Origin of the sequence: Dactylosporangium sp. CA-092794, assembly GCF_050948465.1 — a bacterium.
In the GTDB taxonomy this organism is placed as follows: Bacteria; Actinomycetota; Actinomycetes; order Mycobacteriales; family Micromonosporaceae; genus Dactylosporangium.
The window spans coordinates 11692346-11706364 of sequence record NZ_CP192044.1 but is presented as its reverse complement, the minus strand read 5'-3'; the positions used below and the strand labels follow the sequence as shown (position 1 = coordinate 11706364).

Annotated in this window: 12 protein-coding genes; 10 read left to right on the top strand and 2 right to left on the bottom strand. The window is 71.8% G+C overall.

Annotated elements, in window-relative coordinates:
• The first annotated feature begins 48 nt into the window (after nt 1-48).
• Nucleotides 49-555: a DUF6912 family protein gene (locus ACQPXD_RS50720; protein WP_432831466.1), complete on the top strand. Its 507-nt coding sequence runs from the start codon at nt 49-51 to the stop codon at nt 553-555.
• Here ACQPXD_RS50720 and ACQPXD_RS50715 read toward each other — a convergent pair.
• Complete coding sequence (locus ACQPXD_RS50715; protein ID WP_432831464.1) at nt 552-1415, bottom strand: hypothetical protein; 864 nt, start codon at nt 1413-1415, stop codon at nt 552-554. The two genes, ACQPXD_RS50720 and ACQPXD_RS50715, sit on opposite strands and share 4 nt — an antisense overlap.
• 90 nt (nt 1416-1505) lie before the next feature.
• On the opposite strand from ACQPXD_RS50715, the gene pruA reads away from it, so the two are divergent.
• Nucleotides 1506-3125: an L-glutamate gamma-semialdehyde dehydrogenase gene (gene pruA, locus ACQPXD_RS50710; RefSeq protein WP_432831462.1), complete on the top strand. Its 1620-nt coding sequence runs from the start codon at nt 1506-1508 to the stop codon at nt 3123-3125.
• A gap of 1 nt (nt 3126) precedes the next feature.
• On the opposite strand, the gene ACQPXD_RS50705 is transcribed toward pruA, so the two are convergent.
• Nucleotides 3127-4731 (bottom strand): hypothetical protein, encoded by a 1605-nt coding sequence (locus tag ACQPXD_RS50705; RefSeq protein WP_432831460.1) that lies wholly within the window; start codon nt 4729-4731, stop codon nt 3127-3129.
• 140 nt (nt 4732-4871) lie between these two features.
• On the opposite strand from ACQPXD_RS50705, the gene ACQPXD_RS50700 reads away from it, so the two are divergent.
• The 8 genes from ACQPXD_RS50700 to ACQPXD_RS50665 all read left to right on the top strand — a co-directional run bounded on the left by ACQPXD_RS50700 (nt 4872) and on the right by ACQPXD_RS50665 (nt 13966).
• On the top strand, nt 4872-6926 hold the full coding sequence (locus ACQPXD_RS50700) for a serine/threonine-protein kinase (RefSeq protein ID WP_432831458.1): 2055 nt from the start codon (nt 4872-4874) through the stop codon (nt 6924-6926).
• Between the two features lie 96 nt (nt 6927-7022).
• Nucleotides 7023-7538 (top strand): PadR family transcriptional regulator, encoded by a 516-nt coding sequence (locus ACQPXD_RS50695; RefSeq protein ID WP_432831456.1) that lies wholly within the window; start codon nt 7023-7025, stop codon nt 7536-7538.
• Between the two features lie 29 nt (nt 7539-7567).
• Nucleotides 7568-8686, top strand: a complete 1119-nt coding sequence (gene prfB, locus ACQPXD_RS50690; RefSeq protein WP_432831454.1) for a peptide chain release factor 2 — start codon at nt 7568-7570, stop codon at nt 8684-8686.
• Between the two features lie 201 nt (nt 8687-8887).
• Complete coding sequence (gene ftsE / locus ACQPXD_RS50685) at nt 8888-9568, top strand: cell division ATP-binding protein FtsE (RefSeq protein WP_432831452.1); 681 nt, start codon at nt 8888-8890, stop codon at nt 9566-9568.
• Between the two features lie 65 nt (nt 9569-9633).
• The gene (gene ftsX / locus ACQPXD_RS50680) at nt 9634-10509 is read left to right on the top strand and encodes a permease-like cell division protein FtsX (RefSeq protein WP_432831450.1); all 876 of its coding nucleotides are present in this window, start codon (nt 9634-9636) and stop codon (nt 10507-10509) included.
• A 168-nt stretch (nt 10510-10677) separates the two neighbouring features.
• Nucleotides 10678-11961 carry a peptidoglycan DD-metalloendopeptidase family protein gene (locus ACQPXD_RS50675; RefSeq protein ID WP_432831448.1) on the top strand — a complete coding sequence of 428 codons (1284 nt, stop codon included), beginning with the start codon at nt 10678-10680 and terminating at the stop codon, nt 11959-11961.
• A gap of 76 nt (nt 11962-12037) precedes the next feature.
• A complete protein-coding gene (smpB, locus tag ACQPXD_RS50670) occupies nt 12038-12517 on the top strand; it encodes an SsrA-binding protein SmpB (protein ID WP_432831446.1) in 480 nt (159 codons plus the stop codon).
• A gap of 69 nt (nt 12518-12586) precedes the next feature.
• Entirely contained in the window at nt 12587-13966 is a 1380-nt protein-coding gene (locus tag ACQPXD_RS50665; protein WP_432831444.1) for an SRPBCC domain-containing protein, read from the top strand.
• Nucleotides 13967-14019 lie beyond the last annotated feature (53 nt).

Genomic DNA, 14019 nt, shown 5'->3' with positions numbered 1-14019 from the left:
ACGCCCGACTTACGTGTCGAAACCCGGGCCAGGGTGTAGTACAGGAGCGTGACGACGGACCTCACGCGCGTGTACCTTCCGGCGACCATGGCCCAGCTCGCCGTCCTGCGGGAGAGCGGCGAACTGCCGCCGCCTGCCGAGGCGCACGCGGTCACGCCGGCGCTGCGGGAATGGTATGCCGAAGGTGACGAGGAGGAGCTGGAGTACGTCGCCTTCACCCGGGCCGCGCAGAGCGCCCTGCGCCTGCTGCGCCACGATGCCAAGGCGCCGCGGCGGCGGGTTGTCGTCTCGGTCGATCTGCCCGGGACGGTGCTGAAGATGAGCGGGCTGGATCTCGGGTCGAGCCTGGTGGACGTGGCCGGGAAGATCGCCCTGCATACCGTGGCGGCGATCCACGTCGACGGGCCGGCGGCCGAGGCCGACGTCGCGGCGGCGGCCGATGTGGTCGAGGAGGCGGAGGCGGGGGACCCCGACGCCCAGTTCACCGTGGACGGGGCCGAGGATCACGAGCTTGAGTGGTACGACCCCTCGGAGCTGGACCAGCTGGTCGGCTAGGAGCGCCGGAGGGTGCGCCCGACCAGGATCATCGCCACGAAGGCGCCCGCGAAGAGCAGGATCAGGCCGTGGTTGACCTGCTCCGGCAGGCGGCTGGCGATGATCGCCGCGTCGAACTCGCTCTCCTTCGCCACCGCGTGCGACAGCGGCAGGCCGCCCAGCCAGCCCAGCAGCGCCGCAGCCAGGGTCAGCAGCCCGGGCAGGGCGCCGGCGAGGGGGTATGCCGGCCACGGCAGCGCGAGGCCGGAGCGGCGCAGGTAGCCGAAGGCCAGGGCGCCGGCCGCGATCCCGGCCACGATCGACGTCGTGAACTGCAGCCGGTAGGCGGCGTCGGCCATGCTGCCGACGGTCTCCTGGTTGCCGAAGAGGTTGACGAGATCATTCTGGAAGTACGCCACCAGCAGCCCGATGCCGCAGGACAGCACGCCGGCCGCCGCGCCTGCGGCGATCGCGCTGATCGGGTCGGCCGCGGCGAGCAGGCCGCCGAGCACGCCGGAGACGGCGACCGTGGCGGCGACGTAGGCGACGGACGGGCCCGAGTGGTACGCCGCGATCATCCCGCCCATCGCGAGCAGGCCGACGGGCAGGCCGCCGAGCGCGCCGTGGATCAGCCGGCCGCGCCGGTCGGCGCCGGGCGCGAACCGGCCGACGGCCAGGACGCCGGCCGCGGCGCCGGCGATCAGGGTCGGGGTCAGCACGCCCGGCAGCACGAGGGCGGCGACGGCGGCGCCCGACACGTGGCCGAAGGCCGAGAAGAGCGTGAGGAACAGCAGCACCAGGGCGAACCCGCCCACGAAGACGGCCCGCCCGGGCCGCCAGGCGTCCACGCTCGGCTCCAGTTCAGCGCGCTTCGCAGTCACGCTGAGCAGCGTACGCGAGCGCCGGAACCGCCCATCGGCCCGTGCGAGGATGGGAGAACAGAACCGAGCACTGAAACGTGGGAGACCCTCATGGATGCCTTGTTCACCGTGCCCGAGCCCAAGAACGAGCCGGTGCACGGTTACGCCCCCGGGAGCCAGCAGCGGGCGAGCCTGCAGCGCCGCCTCGCCGAGCTGGCCGGCGAGCGGCACGAGCTGACCATGACCGTCGACGGCGAGCGGCGCCTGGCGGCCGGCGCGCCGATCGACGTGGTTCAGCCGCACCGCCACCGCCATGTGCTCGGTGTCACACACAACGCGACCACGGACGACGCCGCCCAGGCGGTCGCCGCGGCCAAGCGCGCCGCGCCCGGCTGGCGGGACCTGCCATACAGCGAGCGCGCCGCGGTGTTCCTGCGGGCGGCGGACCTGCTCAGCGGCCCGTGGCGGGACACGCTGAACGCCGCCACGATGCTGGGCCAGTCGAAGACCGCCATCCAGGCGGAGATCGACTCCGCCTGCGAGCTGATCGACTTTCTGCGATTCAACGTGTACTTCGGGCAGAAGCTCCTGGCCGACCAGCCCTTCTCCTCGGCCGGGGTGTGGAACCGCTTCGACCACCGTCCGCTCGAGGGCTTCGTGTATGCGATCACCCCGTTCAACTTCACCGCCATCGCCGGCAACCTGCCCTCCGCGCCCGCGCTGATGGGCAACACGGTGGTGTGGAAGCCCTCGCCGACCCAGCAGCTGGCCGCGCACTACACGATGGCCCTGTTCGAGGCCGCGGGCCTACCGCCCGGCGTGATCAACATGGTCACCGGCGACGGGCTGGCCGTCTCCGAGGTCGCGCTCGCCGACCCCGATCTGGCCGGTATCCACTTCACCGGCTCGACCGCCGTGTTCCGCACGCTCAACCGCACCGTGGCCGAGAACGTCTACCGCTCCTACCCGCGGGTCGTCGGCGAGACCGGCGGCAAGGACTTCGTGATCGCCCATCCGTCGGCCGACCCGGCCGCGCTGACCACCGCGCTGATCCGGGGCGCGTTCGAGTACCAGGGGCAGAAGTGCTCGGCGGCCTCCCGCGCCTACGTGCCGGCGAGCGTCTGGGCGCGGATCAAGGACGAGCTGACCGGCACCGCGGAGGCGCTGGCCTACGGCGACGTCACCGACTTCGCCAACTTCGGCGGCGCGGTCATCGACCGGCGCTCCTTCGACCGGCAGGCCGCGGCCCTCGACCGGATCAAGAACTCCCCGGCCTGCACCGTCGTCGCCGGGGGTACCGCCGATGACGCCGAGGGATTCTTCGTGCGCCCGACGATCGTCGAGTGCACCGACCCCGGTCACGAGGTGTTCACGACGGAGTACTTCGGGCCGATCCTCTCGGTGCACGTCTTCGCCGACGGCGACTTCGACGCGGTCGTCGCGCAGGCCGAGTCCGTCGCGCCCTACGCGCTGACCGGCTCGATCTTCGCCACCGACCGGCAGGTGATCGAGCGGGCCGCCCACACGTTGCGCTTCGCGGCCGGCAACTTCTACATCAACGACAAGCCGACCGGCGCCGTCGTCGGCCAGCAGCCCTTCGGCGGCGCCCGCGCGTCGGGCACCAACGACAAGGCCGGCTCCTGGCACAACCTGCTGCGCTGGACGTCGCCGCGGACGATCAAGGAGACGTTCGTACCGCCGACCGACCACACCTATCCGCACATGGGCTGACTCAGTCCCGCGGCGGCCGGGCCACCGCGACGATCTTGTCGAGCGCGAAGGCGCGATCGTCGCGGCGCAGCCGGCACCACGCCTCGATCACCGACCCGGCGAGCTCGGCGTTCTCGATCACGCGCTCGGATGCCCGCCCGCCGGCGTCGATGTACCGAATCCACACCGGCGTGCCGTGCTCGACCGCCGTGGCCAGCAGCTCCGCCTGCTCGGGGTCGAGCTGGGGCGCGCGCCTGCGGATCAGCTCCTGCGTTGACGCATTTCGCTGCAGCGGTACGGCAAGACGCCGCGCCAGCTCGCCCGGGTCCACGGCCGGCTTCGCCCGGGCCGGGGCCGCGCCGACCGGCACCGGCGCCCGGCGCAGCGTGACCCGGGCGCCGTCGCGCTCCGGCCGATAGCCCGCCGAGCGCAGCGCGGCCAGCGTCTCCGCGGCGGGCTCGCGCGAGCCGGCCACGGTCGGGGCATACCGCTCCAGCCCGAGCTTCCCGACGACCTCGTCGAGCAGCTCGGGGTCGTCGCTGACCACCACGCTGCCGGTCGCGCGCACCCGCAGCGGGTCGGGCGCCGGCGGCTCCGGCAGCAGCTTCGCCGCGATCTCGGCGACCGGCCGGCCGTCGGCCAGCGCCCGCCCGAGCGGCCCGACGGCGAAGGTCAGCTCGGCCGGCATCGCGCAGATGCCCAGCACGACGGCCGCGCCGAGGTGCTCGGCCACGGTCGCGGCCAGGTCCGCCGCCGCGCGGGCGGGCAGCGGGGCGGTCCAGCGCACCAGCGGCACGAGCGTGTCGGCGCCGGCGACCGCCGTGTCCGGCGGCAGGTCGCGCAGGACCCGGATGACCACCCGGCGCAGCGCCGGCCCCGACCACCAGCCGGAGACCAGCCGGGCCAGCCGCTCGGGCGGCGGCGCCTCGAGCCAGTCGGCCGAGGCGGTCGTGGGCTGCAGGTGGGCGCCGTCCGGGCCGAGGAGGCCCGCGCGCAGTACCGCATCCGAAATGACGTCGACGATGGGTTCGGCGAGATCAAGCAGCCCGGCCAGCCTGGCCTGCTCGCGGGCCGCGACGGCGCCGTTGCGCTGCCGGGCGAGCGGGCGCTGCTCCGCCTCCCGCAGCAGCGCTTCGGCGTGCGCCAGCAGCTCGGTCGCGGCGGTGGCGGTCGCCGTCCGGATCGCGGCCCGGTCGGCGGGGACGAGCGCCGGCCCCGGCGGCACCGGCTCGAACGGCTCGGGCGGGCCCGGGACGCGGCCGTCGAGCAGATACGGCACCGTCCACAGCTCCTCGCCGTCGGGCCAGGCCAGCGCCCGCTGGCTCAGCACGCGCAGCGTCGCCTCGAGCTCCGCGTCGCCGGGCTCCCGGCCGAGCGCCTCGGCCAGCCGGGCGAGCGGCACGGGCGGCTCACCGAGCAGTACCAAAGCCTCGACAACTTGCAACGCGGGCAGCGGCAGCGTGGCGATCACCTCGGCCACGGCGGTGCGCGCGGACAGGCGCGTCGCCAGCTGGGTGAGATCGCCGGGCGAGGGCGCGGTCAGCGCGTCGGGACGCCGGCGCAGCACCTCGCCCAGCTCGCGCGCCTCCAGCGACTGCAGCCAATGGACCAGCGCACCTCTCGCCACGGAAAGTGACCCTAATCGCTAGCCCGCGGGACCGACGAATCCGCAGGCAGCGACTCCCCGGTTCGTGCCAGGGGCCCCCGCGCGGCAGTTGCGCGTAGCCGCCGGCGCCTACCGTCACGGTTGATGGGGGAGGGACGACCATGAAGACGGTCACCGGGGCGAAGACGGTCCTCGACAAGCGCTACCGGCTGGAGTCGGAGGTGGCCCGCGGCGCGATCGGCGCGGTCTGGCGGGCCTACGACACACAGGCCGACGAGTGGGTCGCCGTCAAGGTGCTGCGCCCGGAGGCGGCCGAGGTGCCGGAGCTCAAGGACGGCTTCCTCGGCGAGGCCGAGCTGCTGGCCGGCCTCGAACACGCGTCGGTCATCCGGGTCAAGAACCTCGTCAGCGAGTCCGGGGTGCTCGCGATCGCCATGGAGCTGGTCGCCGGCCCGGACCTGCGCCGCCGGCTGCGCGCGGAGGGGCCGCTGCCGCCCGCGGTCGCGGCCGAGGTGGTCGCGCAGGTGGCCGACGCCCTCGCCTATGTCCACGCCAACGGCATCGTCCACGGCGACGTCAAGCCGGGCAACCTGCTCGTGCCGACCGACGGCGGCCCGGTGCGCCTCGCCGACTTCGGCGTGGCCCGGCGCCTGGACCGGCCGGCCGGCCCGACGCACGCCACGCCGGAGTACGTGGCGCCGGAGGTGGTCGCCGGCGACACGCCGAGCCCGGCCGCCGACGTCTACGCCCTCGGGGTGGTCCTCTTCGAGCTCATCTGCGGCCGCAGCCCGTACCGGGGCGGCTCGCCCGGCGAGGTGCTGCGCCGCCACGCCGACTGTGTCCCGGTGCCGCCGCCCGGCATGCCGGCCGCGCTGTGGCCGGTGATCGAGGCCTGCATGGAACTCGACCCGCGGATGCGCCCGACGGCCGCCTCGATCGTGGGTCGGCTGCGGGCCGCGGAGGGGGCCCTGGACGGCTTCGAGCCGCTGCCGCGGCTGCCCGCGGAGGCGGTGACCTTCTGGCAGCGCTCGGCGGAGCAGACGGCGCCGATGCAGACGCCGGTCCGGCGGGTGGACTGGGTGCCGCTGCCGACCGCGCCGGTCTCGCCGGCCGCGGCCTCGGCCAACCTGATGATGGCGGTGCCGATCTCCGACCTGCCCACGGAGCCGCACGGCGTCGCGGACCTCCAGACCCAGGCGATCGCCCCCGCTTCGTCCGCGCGGGCCTCGTCCGCGCCGGCCTCGCCCACGCCGGGCGCGGTTGCGTCCGACCCGTCCTCGTCCGGGCCCGGCGCGCCGGGCTCTGCCGACGCCTCCGTCGACGCGGCCAGTGCGTCCGTCGACGCCGCCGGCGCGTTTGGCGTGGCTGGCGGGTCGGCCGATCCCGGGCCGGTCGTGGGCGCGCCCATAAGCGACATTTCTGGTTTGTCGGAAATTACAGCCTCTAGCGGAACGGAAAATGATATGTCGGAAAAGCCGGACGCGGCGGCCGCGGCCGCCGCGGGTGAGCCGTTGTGGGGTCCCCCAGCGCCCGCCGAGGACCTGGTCATCCCGCCCCAGCGGGCGGGCTCGCCGGACGAGCCGCCGACCCAGCTGCGCTTCTCGGCCGAGCCGCCGCCCACGGACGCCGAGCCGCCCACCCAGATCGTCCCGGCGGGCGCCGTCCCGCCGCCGGCCGTCGTGCCGCCCATGCCCGTGCCGTCCGGCTTCGGGGCGCCCGGGTTCGGGCCGTCCGGGTTCGAGGCGCCGCCCGAGCCGATCCGGCCGGGCACCGTCGGTGACTATGAGCTGCCGTTCGGCTACGGTGAGCCGGCCCCGCCGGCCGACAGCGGATCCCGCCGCCAGTTGCGGCTGCTGTCCCTGGTCGGCGGCGGGGTACTCCTGCTGGTGCTCCTGGTCGCCGGCGGGTTGCTCCTGACCGGCGGGGACAAGAAGACGGGCGGGACCGGGGACAAAAAGGTCAACGTCACCACTTCGTCGGCGGCGCCGGCCTCGGCGGCCCCCGTGGAGTCGGCGGCGCCGACGGGCGAGGCGAGCGCCACGCCGGAGGAGTCCGCCCCGGCGCTGCCGGAGGTGACCGCCACGGGCGGGCCGGGCGAGAAGCCGCCGACGAAGAAGGCGACGCCGAATCCGACGCGGACGGTACCCGGGCCGGGTGAACCCAAGCCGTCGTTCCCGACGATGCCGTCGTTCCCGGCGTTTCCATCCTTCCGGTGACCTCGGCCGTCCTAACTAGACAGTCGCACCGCGACAGTTCACAGTGGATTTGCCGAAATCCTGGACTGCGCCGTCGAAAGATGACAGCGTAGGGTCATGGCGGATTCTGGAATCAACGCGACCGCGGCGGCGCTGCTGGGGTTGCTGCACGAGGGGCCGATGACGGGCGGCCAGTTGATGGCGGCCGCGCAACGCCGGCTCGGGCCGTACTGGTCGATGACACGCAGCCAGGTCTACCGCGAGCTACCCGCGCTTGCCGACGCCGGATACGTCAAGCTCGGCAAGCCGGGCGCGCGCTCCAGCCAGCCGTATGCGATCACTCCGGCCGGCAAGCGGGCATTCGCCAGGTGGCTCTCGGAGCCGGCCGGCCGCGAGTCGCTGCGCAATCCGGTCGCGCTGCGCGTCGCATTCGGCGCGCAGCAGTCCGCCGTGCAACTGCAGGAGGTCTATGCGCAGGCCGCCGAATACCACAATGCGGCGCTGACCGAGGCCCGCGAAATGGCGAAAGAGGCGAAGAAGGCCGGCGACGACTTCTTCTCCGCGTCGCTGGAGTTCGCGGTCGGCTATCACAAGGCCGCGCTCACCTGGCTCAAGAGCGCGCCGGGCAAATAGCCGTCGGCGACCCGGCGTAGGCTTGAGGCGTGACTGCTCTGGACCACGCCGAATCCCTCAAGAGCCTCGACGGCACCCTACGCAACATCGAGGCCGTGCTCGACCTCGGCCGCATGCGCAAGGAGAAGGCCGATCTCGAGGAGCAGGCGTCGGCTCCCAATCTGTGGGACGATCAGGCCGCCGCGCAGAAGGTGACCTCCCGGCTGTCCTACGTCCAGGGCGAGATCAACAAGCTCGAGCGGCTGCGCGCCCGGCTCGACGACGCCCAGGTCCTGCTCGAGCTGGCCGAGGCCGAGGGCGACGCCTCGTCGCTGTCCGAGGTCGGCGACGAGATCGCGGGGCTGTCCAAGGCCATCGAGGAGCTCGAGGTCCGCACGCTGCTCTCCGGGGAGTACGACGCCCGCGAGGCCCTGGTGACGATCCGGGCCGGCGCCGGCGGCGTCGACGCGGCCGACTTCGCCGACATGCTCCTGCGGATGTATCTGCGCTGGGCGGAGCGGCACGGCTACCCGACCGACGTCTACGACACCTCCTATGCCGAAGAGGCGGGCATCAAGTCCGCCACGTTCGCGGTGAAGGCGCCGTATGCCTACGGCACGCTCTCCGTCGAGTCCGGCACGCACCGGCTGGTGCGCATCAGCCCGTTCGACAACCAGGGGCGGCGCCAGACCTCGTTCGCCGCGCTGGAGGTCGTGCCGGTCGTCGAGCAGACCGACGAGGTGGAGATCCCCGACGACGACTTGCGCGTGGACGTGTATCGCTCCAGCGGCCCCGGCGGCCAGGGCGTCAACACGACCGACTCGGCGGTGCGGCTGACCCACATCCCGACCGGCATCGTCGTGTCCTGCCAGAACGAGCGGTCCCAGATCCAGAACAAGGCGACCGCCATGGGCGTGCTGAAGGCCAAGCTGCTGGCGCTGAAGCGGGCCGAGGAGGCGGCGAAGATGGACGCGCTGCGCGGCGACGTGGCCGGCTCGTGGGGCGACCAGATGCGCTCCTACGTCGTGCATCCGTATCAGATGGTCAAGGATCTGCGGACCGAGCACGAGACCGGTAACCCCACCGCGGTGTTCGACGGCGACCTCGACGCGTTCATCGACGCCGGCATCCGCTGGCGCAAGCAGCGGGAGCTCAACCCGGCCGCCTGATGATCGCTTTGGAGTGCGTCAATCACATAACGTGACGGTGGTGCCGTCGGGAAAAAGTGAGGCGTACGTCACACCTTTCGGCGGAATCGAGCGCTGCCCTGCGATTCGCGGCCGCCACGCCGGGGGCGCATTTGCGGCAAATCGCGCACGACGCACCGCGTGTACTTGGCCCACTTGTCACACCGCGTAGACTCACGTCCCGTGATTCGGCTTGACCACGTGACGAAGATGTATCCGAAGGCGTCTCGCCCCTCCCTTGACGATGTCTCCGTCAACATCGAGAAGGGCGAGTTCGTCTTCTTCATCGGTCCCTCCGGTTCGGGCAAGTCCACGATCATCAAGCTGCTGCTGCACGAGGTGACCCCCAACCGGGGCAAAGTCGTGGTCAACGAGCGTGACGTGACCTCGATGCGCTCGTGGCGCATCCCGGCCTTCCGCCGGCAGATCGGCTGCGTGTTCCAGGACTTCCGGCTGCTGCCCAACCGAACGGCGTACGAGAACGTCGCCTTCGCCCTCGAGGTCATCGGCAAGTCGAAGGGCGTCGCCCGCCGCGTCGTCCCCGAGGTGCTCGAGCTCGTCGGCCTCGGCGGCAAGGAGCACCGCTACCCCCACGAGCTCTCCGGCGGTGAGCAGCAGCGCGTCGCGGTGGCCCGGGCCTTCGTGAACCGCCCGCTGATCCTGCTCGCCGACGAGCCGACCGGAAACCTGGACCCGGACACGTCGATCGAGATCATGCGACTGCTGGACCGGATCAACCGCACCGGCACCACCGTCGTCATGGTCACGCACGACTCCAACATCGTGAACCAGATGCGTCGCCGGGTCGTAGAGATCGAAAGTGGCCGGATCGTGCGGGACCAGCCGCGCGGTGTCTACGGCTGACCCCAGCCCTAGTCCGCACCGCCCCCGTCCTCCTGCTGGGTCCGCTGGGAAGGAACCCCCACCCGATGCGCATGAGATACGTCCTGTCCGAAGTCCTGACCGGGCTGTGGCGCAACGTCACCATGACCATCGCGATGATCATCACGATGACGGTGTCGCTGACCATGCTTGGCGCCAGCCTCCTGCTGTTCTTCCAGGTCGGCAAGATGGAAGACTTCTTCTACCAGCGGGTAGAGGTGTCCGTCTTCCTCAAGGCCGACGTCTCCGACGAGCAGCGGAGCAACCTCGAAAGCGCCATCAAGTCCAACGCCCTGGTCAAGTCCTACGAGCACGAGACCAAGGAACAGGCCTGGGAGCGTTTCAAGACCCAGTTCAAGGACGCGCCCGACCTGGTCAACGCGACCAAGCAGGATACGCTGCCCGAGTCGTACCGGATCAAGCTCAAGGACCCGAACAAGGTTCAGGACTTCAGCGACCAGATCCGCACGCAGGACGGCGTCAGCGACATCATCGACCAGAAACAGCTGCTGGCCCGGGTCTTCGACCTCCTGGGCGCGCTGCAGACCCTGGCGTTGACCGTCGCCGTCGTCCAAGGCGCGGCCGCCTTGCTCCTCGTGGCCAACACGATCCAGGTCGCCGCCTACAGCAAGCGCCGTGAGGTCGCCGTCATGAAGCTCGTCGGCGCCTCGAACTGGTTCATCCAGATGCCGTTCGTGCTCGAGGCGGTCTTCGCCGGCCTGCTCGGCGCGATCCTGGCCTTCGCCGCCCTCGTGGCCGCGAAGGTCTTCTTCATCGACGGCTCGCTGAAGGCCCTGACCACGGTGCTCCTGCCGGTGGACTGGGGCAACATCTGGATCATGCTGCCGGTGCTCTGCGGCGCCGGTGGCCTGGTCAGCGCCGTTACGGCCTGGGTGACGCTGCGCTTCTACGTGCGGGTCTGACCGCTCGCTTCCCGCGGCCTGCCGAGGGCGGATCCCCCGTTCGGGGATCCGCCCTCGTCGTCGTTCCCGGGGGAAACCGCCCACGATGGGGGCATTTAGCGGAAATTACGGACTTATAGGCGTTTTTCGGCGTACGGTAACCCTGAAGTGGTACGGGGGGTTGCTGCTGTGAACCGAATCCGGCTCGTCGCCGCTATCGGCGCCACCATCATGCTGCTCGGGCCCGGCACCGCCGGGTATGCGGACGCCGGCGACGACAAGGCCAAGCTGGACCGGCAGCTGCAGGAGACGCAGGCCACGCTCGAGGCGGCCACCGACAAGGCGCAGCAGGCCGCGGCCGACCACGAGCGCGCCGCGGCCGCGCTGCCGGGGGCGCAGGAGGACCTGGCCGACGCGAAGGGCCGGGCCATCGCCGCCGACGCCGCCGTCCGCCAGGCACAGCGCGACCGCGACGCCGCCGATGCGGTGCTGGCGTCCGCCGACGACGCCTACGCGGCGGCCCGGCAGCAGGTCGAACGGGCCCGGGCGGACACGTCGGCGTTCGTGTCCGCGGCCTACAAGGGCGGCGGGTTCGCCATGGTCAACTCGGTGCTCGACGCCGGCGGACCGACCGACCTGGCGCTGCGTATCGAGTACCTCAACCAGGTCGCCCAGGCCAACCAGCACGCGCTCGACGAGCTCACCGCCGCCCGCATGGGCGCCAAGCAGCGCAGCGACGTCGCGCTGCTGGCCCAGCGCCGCGCCCAGGAGGCGGCCGGCCAGGCCGAGCGCGCCCTCGCCGACTCCGTGACCGCGCAGACAAACGCGGAGCGGGCCGCCGCCGACGTGCAGGCCCTGCTGGACCAGAGCGCCAAGGCGGAGGCGACCGCGAATGCCGAGCGCAGCGCCGTACTCGCCCGATATGAACAGCTCAAAATCGACAGCGACAAGGTTGCGGAACAATTACGCGCGGAAGCCGCGGCCGAAGCCAGAAAAGCCAAAAGCTCCCGCGGTGGTACTTCGAACAAGGCTCCCGTCACGACCGCTCTGCCACCGAAGACGGGCGCGTTCTTCCTGATGCCGGTGCACGGCTGGAAATCGAGCAATTTCGGGATGCGGTTCGACCCGGTGTACAAGGTCTATCAGCTGCACGCCGGCGTGGACATCGCCGCGGGCGGTGGCCAGCCGATCGTCGCCGCGGCGGACGGCGTGGTCGTGCGGGCCGGCCCGGCGGGCGGCAACGGCAACTACACCTGCATCTCGCACGGGCTGTACCAGGGCAAGGGCCTGGCCACCTGCTACGCCCACCAGTCCGCGATCCTGGTGCACGTCGGCGAGGTCGTACACCGTGGCGAACTCATCGGCCGGGTCGGCACCACCGGCGCGTCCACCGGCTACCACCTGCACTTCGAGGTCCGCCTCAACGGCACCCCGATCCAGCCCCTGGACTGGCTGCCGTCCTGCCTGTGTTGATCGCGGCGCGCGCGGCGGAAATGGTCTTGCCCGGCGCGGTACTCTTCATTCCGGCCAAGGAGATCAGGAGGAGTCCATGCCGCGCGAAAAAGGGCGCAAGCTGGTCGCGTCCAACCGGAAGGCGCGCCATGACTACGAGATCCTCGACACGTTCGAGGCCGGCATCGCGCTGACCGGCACCGAGGTCAAGTCGCTGCGGGCCGGGCGCTGCTCGCTGGTCGACGCCTTCGGCCAGATCTCCGACGGGGAGGTGTTCCTGCATGCGATGCACATCCCCGAATACACGATGGGCACCTGGACGAACCACCCACCCCGCAGGATTCGGAAACTCCTGCTGAAGCGGCAGGAAATCACTCGCATCGGTGCGCAGGTCCGGGAAAGCGGCCTGACCCTGGTGCCGCTGTCGGTGTACTTCTCCGACGGTTGGGCGAAGGTCGAGCTCGCCCTCGCGCGCGGCAAGAAGGCCTACGACAAGCGCCAGACGCTGGCCAAACGCGACGCCGACCGAGAGATCGCTCGCGTTATGGGCCGCCGCGGCAAGGGCAGCGCTGAGTAAAGGCGCACTCGCGCGTGAGTAATGCCCAGGCATACTGCGAGCAATGCGTTCAAGCCCTATAGTCCCTGCGTGACCGAGATTCGGGTCGATGTTGACCTCGAGCAACCGCCGCCTGTGGTCTGGCGCGCGCTGACCGAGGCCCATCTGGTCACCGACTGGCTGCCGGCGAGCCGCTTCATGGTCCGCGACGACGGCACGTTCACGTTTCACGCCACCGACCTTGCCGGCCTGGAGGACCCGATCGAGGGCCGGCTCGTCGCCGTCGAGGCGCCGCACCGCCTGGTGATGCGCTGGGAGGGCGAGAACCTGCACACGGTGGTCACGATCGCGGTGGCCGAGCGGGAGCGGGGCAGCCGGCTCACGCTGACGCAGAGCGGGTTTCTCGGCCCGCAGGGAACCATGCGGCGAAGGGTGCTCCTCACGACGTACACCTCCCTCTTGGAAGGCTCGCTGACGGCGACCCTCGCGAAGATCGCCGCGCGCGCCGCCGAGGAGCCCTCCGCACCGCCACCACCGGAACCGCCGGCCACGCCGCGACGCAACGACGGCGGCCCGTTCAACCGGCTGCCCCGCCAGTCCAACGCGCCGAGTCAGTCCAGCGCGCCGAGCCACTCCGCGCCCGGCCTGAGCTCGCACACGCGCTCGATCGCCGGCCCGCGCCCGACCACGGCCGTGCCCGGCTTCGCCGCCGCCGTGCTCGGCGCCCAGGCGAAGGGCGTCGCCAAGGTCGGCCCGCCTGCCACCGCTGTGGAGCCGGACGCGGTCGGGACAAAGGCCCCTAATGCAGCACAAAAAGGATGGCGGTGGCTGGTCGGCGTGCGCGACTGGTCGGCGGACCGGCGCAGCCAGGCGGTAGCGGCCGGCGCGGCGATACTGTTGCTGCTGGCGATGGCCGGGATCCTGGTCGGCCAGGCCACCGCATTGCACCCGGCCAAGCCGCCACAGACCGGCGGCGACAGCCCCGGCCCCACCCAGGCCGCCGTGCCCGCCGCCTCCGACCCGGTCTCCCGGAGCGCACAGTCGGCCGCCCAGGCCACCCCGCGCTCGACCCAGACGCCGGCGACCACCGCCCCGTCCACCGGCACCACCACCCCGCCACCCAGCACGCTGGTCGAGTATGCGCAGCTCACGGCCGCCTACCGGACCGAGGACCTGAGCCTGACCGCATACCGGGTCACGGTGACGATCAGCAATCCCGGCCGTACCACGGCGAACGACTGGACCCTCGTCATCGCCTTGCCCCTGCTCGACCTGGGTGTGCGCAACGTCACGGGCGCCGTCATGACCCGCACCGACGTGCGCGTGGTCTTCACCCCCGTCGACGCCACCCGCACCGTCAAGCCCGGCGGCAGCGCAACGGTCCGCTTCGACGTGGAGGGCCTGGGCGTGCGCAACGGCCCCTTCACCTGCACGATCGACGGCCGGCCGTGCACAGCGATACCGGGATGAAACTGTGGCGGGAAGGGGTTACGCTTGATCGGTCGCGCTAGTGGGGCGCGGCA